12 protein-coding genes are annotated in these 12,259 nt (G+C 44.5%); 7 read left to right on the top strand and 5 right to left on the bottom strand.

Annotated elements, in window-relative coordinates; all coding sequences use genetic code 11:
- Position 1: 1 nt before the first annotated feature.
- Together Q3W13_RS02360 and Q3W13_RS02355 are read left to right on the top strand one after the other, a co-directional pair.
- Positions 2–259 (top strand): acyl carrier protein, encoded by a 258-nt coding sequence (locus Q3W13_RS02360; RefSeq protein WP_302861046.1) that lies wholly within the window; start codon positions 2–4, stop codon positions 257–259.
- Positions 256–972 (top strand): 4'-phosphopantetheinyl transferase superfamily protein, encoded by a 717-nt coding sequence (locus tag Q3W13_RS02355; protein ID WP_302861044.1) that lies wholly within the window; start codon positions 256–258, stop codon positions 970–972. Before Q3W13_RS02360 ends, Q3W13_RS02355 begins: the two co-directional genes overlap by 4 nt.
- Positions 973–1,004: 32 nt before the next feature.
- On the opposite strand, the gene Q3W13_RS02350 is transcribed toward Q3W13_RS02355, so the two are convergent.
- From Q3W13_RS02350 to Q3W13_RS02335, 4 genes are all read right to left on the bottom strand, one after another.
- Positions 1,005–2,921: a PAS domain-containing sensor histidine kinase gene (locus Q3W13_RS02350; RefSeq protein ID WP_302861042.1), complete on the bottom strand. Its 1,917-nt coding sequence runs from the start codon at positions 2,919–2,921 to the stop codon at positions 1,005–1,007.
- Between the two features lie 172 nt (positions 2,922–3,093).
- Positions 3,094–4,326: a DUF1015 family protein gene (locus tag Q3W13_RS02345; RefSeq protein ID WP_302861041.1), complete on the bottom strand. Its 1,233-nt coding sequence runs from the start codon at positions 4,324–4,326 to the stop codon at positions 3,094–3,096.
- Positions 4,327–4,351: 25 nt separating this feature from the next.
- Positions 4,352–5,395: a class 1 fructose-bisphosphatase gene (fbp, locus tag Q3W13_RS02340; protein WP_302861040.1), complete on the bottom strand. Its 1,044-nt coding sequence runs from the start codon at positions 5,393–5,395 to the stop codon at positions 4,352–4,354.
- A gap of 218 nt (positions 5,396–5,613) precedes the next feature.
- Complete coding sequence (locus Q3W13_RS02335; RefSeq protein WP_302861038.1) at positions 5,614–6,495, bottom strand: LysR family transcriptional regulator; 882 nt, start codon at positions 6,493–6,495, stop codon at positions 5,614–5,616.
- A gap of 92 nt (positions 6,496–6,587) precedes the next feature.
- On the opposite strand from Q3W13_RS02335, the gene Q3W13_RS02330 reads away from it, so the two are divergent.
- The 5 genes from Q3W13_RS02330 (at position 6,588) to Q3W13_RS02310 (ending at position 11,702) form a co-directional block, all read left to right on the top strand.
- A complete protein-coding gene (locus Q3W13_RS02330) occupies positions 6,588–8,033 on the top strand; it encodes an aminotransferase class I/II-fold pyridoxal phosphate-dependent enzyme (RefSeq protein WP_302861035.1) in 1,446 nt (481 codons plus the stop codon).
- 23 nt (positions 8,034–8,056) lie between these two features.
- A complete protein-coding gene (locus Q3W13_RS02325) occupies positions 8,057–8,734 on the top strand; it encodes a M24 family metallopeptidase (protein WP_302861034.1) in 678 nt (225 codons plus the stop codon).
- A gap of 111 nt (positions 8,735–8,845) precedes the next feature.
- Positions 8,846–9,622 carry a carbon-nitrogen hydrolase family protein gene (locus Q3W13_RS02320; protein WP_302861032.1) on the top strand — a complete coding sequence of 259 codons (777 nt, stop codon included), beginning with the start codon at positions 8,846–8,848 and terminating at the stop codon, positions 9,620–9,622.
- A gap of 62 nt (positions 9,623–9,684) precedes the next feature.
- A complete protein-coding gene (locus Q3W13_RS02315; RefSeq protein WP_302861030.1) occupies positions 9,685–10,587 on the top strand; it encodes an AraC family transcriptional regulator in 903 nt (300 codons plus the stop codon).
- A gap of 71 nt (positions 10,588–10,658) precedes the next feature.
- Positions 10,659–11,702 (top strand): hypothetical protein, encoded by a 1,044-nt coding sequence (locus Q3W13_RS02310; protein ID WP_302861029.1) that lies wholly within the window; start codon positions 10,659–10,661, stop codon positions 11,700–11,702.
- A gap of 78 nt (positions 11,703–11,780) precedes the next feature.
- On the opposite strand, the gene Q3W13_RS02305 is transcribed toward Q3W13_RS02310, so the two are convergent.
- A complete protein-coding gene (locus Q3W13_RS02305; protein ID WP_302861642.1) occupies positions 11,781–12,092 on the bottom strand; it encodes a GNAT family N-acetyltransferase in 312 nt (103 codons plus the stop codon).
- Positions 12,093–12,259 lie beyond the last annotated feature (167 nt).

Here is a 12,259-nt window from a genome sequence, read left to right as displayed (position 1 = left end):
AATGACAAGAACGGAAATTCTGAATGAGTTAAAAAAGGTTATATCGCCTTATACGGTCAACAAAGATCAGCTGGCCAATATTGACGAACAAACCGACCTCATCAAAGATTTAAAAATCAATTCAGCTAATTTGGTTGATATTATTATAGATGCTGAAGCTAAATACGATATAGAAATCGACTATGATTCAGCTGATAAAATGGTAAACGTTGGTACCTGTATCGACGTGATCAGCGAAAAAATGAATGAAAAAGCATGATAAGCGCGGGTAATGATGTTGTTTCATTAGCTGCAATTGACATTACCCGCACAAATCAATATAAATTTTACTCCAAAATACTTTCTGAAGCAGAAATCCCCCTGTATAACAAGTTTAGTTTAGCCCGAATCCCTTTTGAAATTTTCGTATGGTTGTTATGGTCGGTAAAGGAGTCGGCCTACAAATTCCTGCAGCGCAGCGAACCCCGCCTGCTTTTTACCCCGGTAAAATTTGAAGTTGTGAACCTGCGTTTGCCTCATAATTGTTCGCTATCCCCTTTTAACTACCCTATTCACGAGGGTAAAGGTTTTAAGGAGATCAGCCATATCCAATCGACCATAAAATTTGCGGATAACACCCTCCATGCTTGTTCGGTTCTGTATAGTGAACTTATCCACACCGTTGCAAATTCCGGCGATGATTTTAATAACCTCTTATGGGGCGTTAAAAAAATCGGCAGTGATGACAGTGAGGCCCAATCTGCCGGAGTACGATCATTTTTATTGGAGCGGATAAAAAAAGAGTGTGGTAATAATTTCAGGGTTGAAAAAAATAATAACGGCTGCCCGGTTCTATTAAGTGCCGCTGCAGATTTTCCGATACCGGTATCGCTTTCACACCATGGGTGTTTTGTCGGGTATTCGTTTATGAAGCCCGGCAACTTAGATTCCGACGGGCTCCGGGAACAATCCACAGGAAGCCCCGAAAGCTAATTACTGTTACAGCCCCCCGGCAAGTGTTTTTATCACTCTTTACCTGCAGCCACCGGCAATTCGATTATAAATACCGTCCCTTTATCCAGTTCACTTTCAACATTTATAGTACCGCCCAGGCTTTCTATCTGCATTTTTACCATAAACAAACCCATTCCTTTGCCGTCTACACTATAGTCAAAACGTTTGTAAAGGCCGAACAATAATTTATCATGGCGGGCGAGATCGATTCCCTTGCCATTGTCGGCAAATGTGATGATGATTTTGTCCTTTTCACAGGCAGTTCTGACGTCGATAACAGGGTCAACCTCCAACCGGCGATACTTAATGCTGTTTACCACCAAATTATGGAATATGCTGTATAAAAACCCCTTAAGCGTATAAACTTCATTTACGGCATCAAAATCGTAATTAATGGCTGCATTGTTGTTTCGGATCATTGTTTGCAGCTCCGCAGTAATTTCCTTTATCAATACCGGCAATGAAACTGATTCGTATTTATCATTACCCTGCTTCCCGGTTTGGAGTATCTGGTTTAAGTCGAAAATAATATTATCAAGCTTGCTGATGGAACTCGCCAACGCTATTTTAGTTTGGGTGTCATCGTCGCCCGGCTCCGAATAGCTAAGCAAATCCGAAAGCCCCTTTATATTCGCCACCGGCGACCGCAGGTTATGCGATACGATATAGGTAAACTGCTCCAGGTCTCTGTTACGCCGCACAAGATCAGCAGTTATTTTTTCACGTTCTATCCCGGCAATCTTCTTTTCGGTAATATTTCTGATGAAAACCGACAAGCCTGAAGGGGATGGGTAAATATGGTTCTCCTGCCAAAGATTCAAAGGTTCATAATAATCTTCATGACAGACGTATTCCTGAGTTTCAAAGGCTTTATTAAAAGCATTGTATGTTGCAGAATCCACAGCATCAGGGAATACATCCCATACCCTGCAACCAATAAGCGACTCGGGATCGCAGCCCAGCATTTCGCCGGTTTTTTTATTGGCATAAACATACCGGAAGCTTTTATCCAGGGCGATGAACCCATCAGAAATGCTTTCCAGGATATTTTCTACCTGTGCAGTCTTTTTCCTTATTTCTTCCTCGGCATGTTTGCGGCCGGTTACGTCACGAAAATTACACACGATGGATGCAATACTCTTATCAGCCAGCATATTGGTAAAAATGCACTCTATCCATATATAATGACCTTTTTGATGGCGGGTGCGAAATGTTAACATTTTTGGCACGGCAGGCAGGTTAAGCAGTTCGCGGAATAACTGCCTTACCAGCTTCTTATCAGCCGGGTGAACAAGATCCAAAATCTCGCAATCGCTCCTGGCGACATCGCTATATCCTGTTATTCCCTGTGATGAGGGACTGCGGTAGGTAACGTTCAGGTCCTTGTCAAAAAGCGTTATACCTTCATAACTATTCTCAATCAATTTCCTGAATTTAAGCTCGTTGGTAATAATTTTCTTCGTGTTTTCAGTAACGCGGCGCTCCAGTTCAGTATTTAAAAGCTGTTTTTCGTCTTCCTTTTGTTTACGCTCTGTTATATCACGCGTAATTTTAGCAAAGCCGATGAGGTGACCAGTGTCATTATACAGGGTTGTGAACACTACGTTAGCCCAGAATGAGGAGCCATCCTTACGCACCCGCCAGCCCTCGGTCTCATAGGAACCATGCTTTAACGCCATATTTAAATTATTCCGGGGCTCGTTCCTTTCGTTATCGCTATTTGTATAAAAAACAGAAAAATGCTTACCGGTTATCTCATCCTCTGCATAACCCTTAATATTGGCGGCGCCCTGGTTCCAGCTCATGATGTAACCGTTAGGATCCGTCATGAATATGGCATAATCTTTTATGTTGGCCACCAATAAACGAAAAAGTTGTTCATCAACGCTTTTTCTTAACAATGCTGTTTCGTCGCTATCAGGATGCAAGACAATAAGGTTTAGTTAACAATTAATATGCGGTAAAAATATTACCGATAATGTGGATTTTATTTCGTTTAACGTATCAAATTAAAATTGGTTAAACTTACGGGAAATATTTTTTATTTCAACGGGTTAAATAACGGTTTCAAGGCAAGAAAAAGACGGGGTGCACACCGGGTTAAATAACGGGGTAGCGGTGGTTATACATCAAAATACCATAAGGCACCTTGGGCGTTATCCAGGTTGATTTTGGTGGCAGTATCTCACTGGCATCGGCAACGTCAAGCAATTGCTCAACCGTCATCGGGCAAAGCGTAAACGCAAAATATCCGGGATTGGATTCAAGCATTATTTGTATTTCCTCGATAGCTTTGCTGCCGCCTATACATTTTAACCGCACGTCCGTTCCCGGGTTAGTGATCCCAAAAACAGGCGCCAATATTTGCTTTTGAAGGATAGAAACATCGAGGCGCTCCGCAAGCGTCCCCCGCGGTTTCTCCCTCGGTATTAGATTGAACCACCGCCCGAAAGCGTACATACCGATCTGTCCCTGTTCAATAGGCTCAACCGGTTTATTGCCCCTTATCCTGTCGGCATAAAAATTCTCAAGCACGGTGTCCATTAAGAAGTCTTTATCGATTGTTGCTTCAGGCTTAATAACACGGTCATATTCTTCCATGCGCAACTGGTCGCTGGCCATATAAAGTGTTGAAATTTTATCATAGACGGGCAGGCCGGCAGCACGCTGTTCTTCCGCCAGTATGCCGGCAGATTTTAAACGGTGATGGCCGTCAGCCACATACACCGAACCTATATTTTTAAATATATCAACTAATTTCCGTATTACCCGGCCGTCCTCGATCTTCCAAACCCTGTGAAAACCTTCGCGATTGCCCAGGCTGGCTTTCTTGTACTTTTCGCGCGATTCGGCGATGATCCGGTTGATGGCAACACTTGGCTCGTAGGTAAGTAAAACCGGATTACCCTCCAGGCCTACGTGCTCCCGGTAGTTTTTTTGACGGCGCACATTGTCATCAAAGGTTAGCTCATGCGTTTTAATATCACCATTCGTGTAGTCTGCCAAATCGGTCATCGCCCAGATACCGGTTTGCCTGTAAGTTTTATAAGCGATCTCGTACACATAAATACCGGCCTTCTCCTCCTGCCACAACCTGTTTTTACCAAGCAGGTTTTGCAGTGTCTGGTTAATTTCTTCGAAAGCTTCGGCCTGCGACTCCGGCGTTTCCGGCCGTTGTCTCGCCGCTGTCTCGAGCAAAGTTTTCAGGGGTGGCAAAGACCCGCTTTTATTCAGGTCGCCGGCTACAGACTCTGCCTGCATGGTGGTAAACACCAGGTGGTCTGCGTAAATGGAATTTGGTCTTATTGCGCGAAATGGATGAATGCTTGCCATAAACTAATTGCAGTGGACTGATCTCTTAAAAAGTATTTACAGCTTCCTTCTCCTTAATCTCAGCAGCAAGTTCTTCTGCCATAAAGCTTTCGGCTTGCCTCACCATTTGCTCCGACCCGATAAATATGGGTGATCGCTGGTGGAGTTCCTTCACATCTATATCCAGTATGCGGGTAGCGCCGTTGGTAGCTCTCCCTCCCGCCTGCTCGACCAAAAAGGCCATTGGGTTACACTCATACACCAACCGCAGCTTACCATTAGGCGCCGAGGCTGTTACCGGATAAATAAATATACCACCTTTAATTAAATTACGATGTATATCTGCCACCATAGACCCTATGTATCGCGAAGAATACGGACGGTTTGTTGCTTTGTCCTCTACCTGGCAATATTTAATGTAACGCTTCACCCCTTGCGGAAAATGCACATAATTGCCCTCGTTTATTGAATAAATAAGCCCGCTCTGCGGTATTTGCATCTGTGGGTGCGACAGGCAGAATTCGCCTATCGAAGGATCGAGTGTAAAGCCGTTTACGCCTTTGCCTGTAGTGTAAACCAGCATGGTTGACGACCCGTAAATTACATAACCCGCTGCAACCTGCTGGGTGCCATTCTGCAAAACATCATCCAATGTTGCCCGGCCCTCAACAGAGCGCCGCCGGTAAATTGAAAATATCGTGCCTACAGGAACGTTTACATCGATATTGGAAGAACCATCAAGCGGGTCGATTGCCACGATGTATTTAGCATTTTTTGAAACATCCGTGTCCAGGCGGATGATATCTTCATTTTCTTCAGAGGCAACAATGCAGCATTCGCCACCGCTTTTAAGGGCTGATATAAATTGCTCATTGGCATACACATCCAATTTTTGCTGGCTTTCGCCCTGTACGTTGGTGTTACCGGCATTGCCTAAAATATCCATCAGTCCGGCCTTATTTACTTCACGGTTAACAATTTTGGCTGCTATGCCAATATCACGCAGCAGGCGAGACAGTTCGCCTTTTGCGTAGGGGAAATCAGCTTGTTTTTCAATAATAAACTGGCCCAAAGTCATAAAATTCTCCATAGGCTTAGTGTATAATATACATAGATTTTTAGATATAATCGGTCGGCGAATTTAACCTAATTAATAGCTAAATGACAAAATAAAGCGGAAAATGTTTAATTATTGACGATACTTTACACGTGTTAAATAAACACTAAGTGTATTGAAATTATCAACAAAAGACTGGTTTAAATAAAATGAAGGCTGTTTTTACAACGGCTTCCGCAGAAAATAAAATATTATAAATTGATCGCCTTTTTTACCAGTTGTAAAACAGGGTTTAGCTCAATTTCCGTATTCTCATTCCATAAAATGGCTGACAGCGCTTTTTGAGGTATCTTATCCAGTTCCACATATTTTATCGCCAGGTTTTGGCCTGATAAGGATCGTTTAGGTTCTATAGTAACGCCCAGACCGGCCTCTACCAATTTGAATGCGGAATTCACCGACGCAGTATGATGTACCACGTTAGGCAGGAAACCTGCATCAAAGCAAATCGACTCGACCGTATGTACATAATCGCTGCCGTCGATATGGTGGGGCAGGATAAATGTCTCGTTAGCCAGGGCCGCAAAGTTCCATGCGCCGGGTTGCAACAGGTAATGGTTTTCAGGCAGCACCACTACGAAAACATCCTCAAAAAAAATACTGCTTTTAAGGTTTTCGGGCACTATTGGGTTGGTAACAAAGCCGATATCGAGTTTTTGTTCGGCCAGGTCGTTGTATTGGTCTGTATTGTTCATCTCACGGAGTATGGTTTTCACCGCTGGAAACCGCGTATGAATTTCTTTTATTATGCCCGGCAAAATGGTTTGTACCACTGAGTGCGTATAGCCGATTTTTATCTCGCCGGCCTCGCCATTATGTATTTGCTTAGTGCGGTTGATGGCGTAATTCAACTGCTCGATGGTTTGCTGGGCAGCCTGCTTAAAATAAAGACCAGCTTTTGTAAGCGACACATTGCGTTTGTTTCTTTTAAATAATTCCGCGCCTATGGACTGCTCCAGTTGCTTTATCTGCCTGCTCAATGCGGGCTGCGCCATAAATACCTGCTCCGAGGCCCTTGTAAAATGCAGCGTATCGGCCAGCCTGATAAAGTTTTTCAGCGTTTGAATATCCATTTATGTATATTTTGTTATAAATACATGCAAATTAAGTATTTTTTATTATTAGTTATATGCGTTTTCTTTGCCGGGTAAACCAATAAACATAAATGGAGGATTTGTTAAAAAGGGCCTACGATGCCACCGATTTCCGCAACAGCGGGCATAGGATAATTGATTTATTAGCCGGTCAGTTGGGTCAATCGCACGAGATAGAAGGGTGTGATGCTATCAACCATAAATCGCCCGAACGCCAGTTGGACTACTGGAAAGACGATTTTAATAAACCCTTTATTGAATCGCCCGACACGCTTTTTAAAAACGTTATCAATAATTCGGTTAACCTGCATAATCCCGGCTATCTGGCGCACCAGGTTTCGGTTCCGTTGCCGCTTACTGTGTTAACCGCGGCGGTAATGAGCTATATGAACAACGGCATGGCAGTTTACGAGATGGGGATGGCCGGTAATGCCATCGAAAAAATTGTTATCTCGCACCTCACCTCGAAATTTGGTTTGGGCGATGATGCCTCAGGCATTGTTACATCCGGCGGTACATTGGGTAACCTTACTGCCTTGCTTGCTGCCCGCGCCTCGGTATCTAACGTGTGGGAAGATGGCGCAAACGACAGCGAAAAGTTAGCCATCATGGTGTCCGCAGAGGCCCATTTCTCTATCGACCGCGCAGCCCGCATTATGGGGCTCGGCAAAAACGGTATCATTAAGGTACCTGTTAACGAAAAATTCCAGATGCGGACAGAGGCTTTGGAAATCTGCTATCAAAATGCAGTTGCTGCCGGGTTAAAGATATTCTGCATAATTGGCTGCTCCTGCTCTACCTCAACCGGAGCTTTTGATGATCTGCAAGCTATTGCTGATTTTGCCCAACAGCACCAAATATGGTTTCATATAGACGGCGCACATGGCGCGCCTGCCATCTTTTCGGATAAACACAAACATCTGCTAAACGGGGCAGATAATGCCGATTCAATCGTTCTCGATTTTCATAAGATGATGATGGCTCCATCGCTATCCACCGCCGTATTGTTTAAACATCAACGCCATTCAGCACACACTTTCTCGCAGGAAGCGCTGTACCTGTACCAGGATGAGCAGGAATACGAATGGTTCAACAGCGGCAAGTACACGTTTGAATGTACAAAACCCGCCACCATTTTGCATACCTACGCCATTATGCGGCACTACGGCGATGAGTTGTACCGGCAAAACATCGATTGTCTTTTCGGCCTTGCCAGAGAATTTGCATCCCTGGTCAAAAACCGTGACGGCTTCGAGTTAGCCAGCGAACCGCAGGCTAATATCGTTTGTTTTAGATACCGCTGCGGAGAGTTGACCACCGCAATAAACAAGCAAGTTTTACAACAGCTTATCGCAGAGGGTAAATTTTATATTGTAAGTACATCGGTTAAAGGCCAGTTTTACCTTCGCACTTCTATCATGAATCCGTTCACAACAATTGAAAACCTGCAACTGCTGTTAGATAAGATCAAAGAGCTCGCCTGCAGTTTGCATTTAAACCCGCAGTTACAACATTAAACCGATATTAAAAACCTAAATTTATGAACGATACCAGGCAAAAATTATTGGCGGCTGAGCAGAAGGCCGCAGAACTGTTCCATACGGTGTATGACGGCGGGCTCATTGTCCCCGGCAAAACAGAAAAGCAACTGAATGATGAGGTAGTTAAGGTAGCACATGACGTGTTTGGCATACAAACTTTCTGGCACAAAAAAATTGTTCGCGCAGGCGTGAACACTATGTGCCCGTACAGCGCCGAGCCACCGGATGTAATTATCAAAGACGACGACATTGTGATTTTAGACTTCGGCCCTGTATTCGACGGATATGAAGCGGACTACGCCCGGACCTACATCATAGGCGATGACCCTAACAAACATGTAGTAAAAGCTGCATCAGAAGCGGCGTGGGAAGAAGCCAATGCCTGGTATAACCAACAGACCAGCCTTACCGGGGCGCAGTTTTTTAGCTACCTGTGTAACCTGGCCCGGCAATATGGCTATGAGTATGGCGGAGAAATAGGCGGGCATATTGTAGGCCCCTACCCTCACGAGCAATTGGGGCCGGGGAACCTGGGATTGGATATCCACCCCGATAATCACCAGGAAATGTTCCTGAAAGACCCGCAGGGCAATGACCGCCATTGGATACTTGAAATGCTTTTGGTAGACCGACGAAACCAGATCGGCGGTTATATGGAGCAGCTAATAATTCGATAGAGGGTCGGGAATGAAGCAGATGTACTTGTGGTTGTACCGATCTTACAAATTGCTGATATTCCCCTTATGCTGGTTCTTGACTCGTATTTCTGATTCAATAAACACAACAACATGAAACTAACCGTGTGCGAGCTCAGCGATAACGAGCAGGATTTTACAGGCGACTGGGCGGATTTGAAAACCCACCTGAATACCCATCAACCCGATTTGCTTTTGCTGCCCGAACTTCCGTTTTGTCAATGGATCGCGTCGGAAAAAGCGGTTAACGATGCTGCAAAAATCCGAAGCGTAAAGAAGCACGAACAATGGATCGGCCGGCTGAATGAGCTAAGCGCCAGATATATTGTTTATACCCGGCCGGTTGTTGCGAGCGCCAAGTGCTACAATACGGCATTTGTTTATCAAAAAGGCGTTGGACATACCAAATTGCACACCAAATGCTATTTCCCCGAAGAGCCGCACTTTTGGGAAGCAACCTGGTATGATGCCGAAGAAGACAAGCCGTTTGAACCCTTACAGCTGGACGGTTTTAAAATTGGCGCACTGCTTTGTACCGAGATGTGGTTTACCCAATACGCCCGGCAATACGGCAAGCAGGGGGTTGATCTTCTTGTCTGTCCGCGGGCGACCGGCGCAGGTTCAGTTTCACAGTGGGTGCGGTGCGGGCAAACGCTGGCCGTTATTTCCGGCGCTTATTGTCTCAGCTCAAATAAATCCGGTATCGGCGCCAATAACTTTCAATGGGGCGGCAATGGCTTTATCGCGCAGCCGATGGATGGAGCGCTTTCAGGTAATACTAATGCCGGCCGGAAGTTTTTTACAACAGAGATAGACTTAGGAAAAAGCAGGGAAGCGAAATTAGATTATCCATTGTATGTAAAAGAGTAAGAATGGCTGCCGGTTCCCGCATATGAAATTTGTAATTTTATTCTCCATTTAAGCCGATATATATGCCATCCAGCCGTTCCAAAAAAAATCCTTTAAAAGAGGCGACTGAGCAGGAGACTCAAAACTACCATTTTCTCTCTCGTAAATATGGCATGGAACTGCTGCTGGATATTGGCCGCATCGAATCGTTGCCGAATTTTATAAGAGACGACACCCCTCATCAATTAAGTTTTTACGACATCGCTTTTATTGAGCAGGGCAAAGGCTTTTTTTATCTCGACGAAACTGCGATAACCATTGAACCCGGAACGGTTATATTTACTTCACCGGGACAGGTTAGGCGGTGGAATGCAACCGGGCCTGTTGAGGGGTACGTATTGTTTTTTGAAAAGGACTTCCTTAATCTTTTTTTTAAAGACGAATTATTGCTCTATCGTTTCCAGTACTTTCACCAGTATACGCGGCCAACCGGTATAAAAATGGATGCGCCGGCTTTTACTGAAGTTCTGAAACTTGTACAAGGCGTTGAAAAAGAGTTCCGTCATTTACAAAACGACAGCGGGCACATGGTAAGGGCTATTTTATACCAGTTACTTGTAGTGCTTAACCGTTATTATACACACTGCCACCATTTACAAAGCGATACATATATACACCCGGTGTTCTTTAGGTTCCGGTCACTTGTCGAGAACGAATTTATGAGTCACCACCGCATAACGGATTACACCCAAAAGCTAAAGATCAGCCCAGTTCAACTCAATAAAATTTGCCGGCAATATAGCGGGCTAACCTGCCAGCAAATGATACACAACAAGCTGGTCTCCGAAATAAAGAAACAGCTCCGGGCCGACAGGTCGGTAAAAGAGATAGCTTACGAGTTTAATTTTTCAGACCCATCCAATTTCAACCGTTTTTTTAAAAAGCTTACCGGTTCAACGGCACAACAATACCGTGATAGCCTGTAAACGACCGCTTTGTTTTTAAAACGACCATTTCTTGTGTGAACCCGCAATTAATTTCGCTGAAAAATTTAGCCGTGAAAAAAACAATTCTTTTCCTGCTTGCAGCAGTATCTCCTTTGATATCGTTAGCCGGGCAATTTCATATCAACGCACAAGCCGGTAATGATGCGAACCCCGGTACGCAGGCACAGCCTTTAAAAACAATTGCAGAAGCAGGCAGGCGTGTAAATTCAAGCTATACGAAAGGTGCGGATACCGTAATACTCGCAGGTGGCGTATATCCGCTGACAGAGACCGTGCTCTTTACCAATAACAAATATAGCTTGGAGAGCCGCCTGGTTATTAAAGCAGAGATAATGCCGGATGATCCGGATTGGAGCCCGCAAGATATGCCGATTATAGCGTCGGTTATCCAGGGAATAAAAACGCCCAAAGACGGCGACGAATCAAAAGGGCTGCAAATAGAAACCAGCCATGTCACCATTGAGGGTCTGAGATTTATCGGAAGCCCTGCCTATTATTATATAGACGGCAAACATAACCGCCGATATTATCCCATATGGCGCGACGGTAAAACCCTGGATGACCTGGTGGTAACGCAATGTTTGTTTTCCGGGAATGCCGATATATCAGCTATACGTGTTGCCGTGATAGCGAATGGTCATGGTTTGGTAGTAGATCATTGCGTTTTCTTTAATTGTCAAAACTCAGTTGTGTTTTGGGATGCAGAGGGCGGAACCAGCTATCGTAATGCAATGCGTTATTGCCTGGTATATAACGGCAATTACAGCGGTGTTTGGACAACGGGGAATACAGCTGACGATTTTGAATTCCATCACAATATAATAGCCGATAGCCACACAGCCTGGATAAGCGACAAAAGCCGGCATCATTATTCGGCCCACGACTGCATATTTACGGGCAATACCAATTTAACTGAATATGGCAGCGATACGGGCGGCATTAACGGCCCGGCTGGTAACAGTTTCCTGAGAACAGACAACATTCAGGTAAACGGTAAAATTGAGATTGAAAAGAACCAGGCAAAGAGGAATTACCTGCAGCTGAAAGAAGGTTCTTTTGGCCAGAACCTGAAAGCAGGTTTATTTAAGAAATAAAATTTTCACTATTTAAACAACGCCTTAAAGGTCCGTGGTTTATTTCACGGGCCTTTTTAATTGCAATCAGCGGCCGGGTTAATCAAGCACCATCGTCAGGATCGGATACGGTCTACCGCTGTAATCGGTATCGCGCCTTGCCACAACCTTAAATCCAAGGTGCTGGTAAAAGCCTAAAGCCTGGTGGTTTTGTTCGTTTACTTCAACCTTTTTTACCTGATGCTCTGCTATGGCATACTGCATCAGCAATTTACCCAGCCCCTTACCGCGGAAACCGGGATGTAGGAACAGCATCTGCACCTCGTAATCGGCAACACCTAAAAAGCCTGTTATTTTATCACCGTCCCTTATGAGATAAAGGTCTACAGCATCAAAATAACTACTGACCAGCGTTCTGAAATATAAAATATCTTCTTCGGTTACAAAATGATGCGTGGCCCTAACTGATGCTTCCCAAACCTCCGTCAGCTCATCGTAATCTGTAACCCTCCCTTAATTAGGACTGGTGTTTTATAGACTTATTAATTCAAAAATATAATTATTGTTGTTGTAACTGT

Source organism: Mucilaginibacter sp. L3T2-6, assembly GCF_030519355.1.
Classification (GTDB): Bacteria; Bacteroidota; Bacteroidia; order Sphingobacteriales; family Sphingobacteriaceae; genus Mucilaginibacter.
The sequence above is the reverse complement of the archived record's forward strand: the minus strand, read 5'-3'. Positions and strand labels throughout refer to the sequence as shown.

Bases quoted from the DNA above. Each gene is read 5' to 3' on its own strand.
- Q3W13_RS02355 (WP_302861044.1), top strand. From the start codon at position 256: ATGATAAGCGCGGGTAATGATGTTGTTTCATTAGCTGCAATTGACATT.
- Q3W13_RS02320 (WP_302861032.1), top strand. From the start codon at position 8,846: ATGAAACTAACCGTGTGCGAGCTCAGCGATAACGAGCAGGATTTTACA.
- Q3W13_RS02360 (WP_302861046.1), top strand. From the start codon at position 2: ATGACAAGAACGGAAATTCTGAATGAGTTAAAAAAGGTTATATCGCCT.
- fbp (WP_302861040.1), bottom strand. From the start codon at position 5,395: ATGGAGAATTTTATGACTTTGGGCCAGTTTATTATTGAAAAACAAGCT.
- Q3W13_RS02325 (WP_302861034.1), top strand. From the start codon at position 8,057: ATGAACGATACCAGGCAAAAATTATTGGCGGCTGAGCAGAAGGCCGCA.
- Q3W13_RS02330 (WP_302861035.1), top strand. From the start codon at position 6,588: ATGGAGGATTTGTTAAAAAGGGCCTACGATGCCACCGATTTCCGCAAC.
- Q3W13_RS02345 (WP_302861041.1), bottom strand. From the start codon at position 4,326: ATGGCAAGCATTCATCCATTTCGCGCAATAAGACCAAATTCCATTTAC.
- Q3W13_RS02315 (WP_302861030.1), top strand. From the start codon at position 9,685: ATGCCATCCAGCCGTTCCAAAAAAAATCCTTTAAAAGAGGCGACTGAG.
- Q3W13_RS02335 (WP_302861038.1), bottom strand. From the start codon at position 6,495: ATGGATATTCAAACGCTGAAAAACTTTATCAGGCTGGCCGATACGCTG.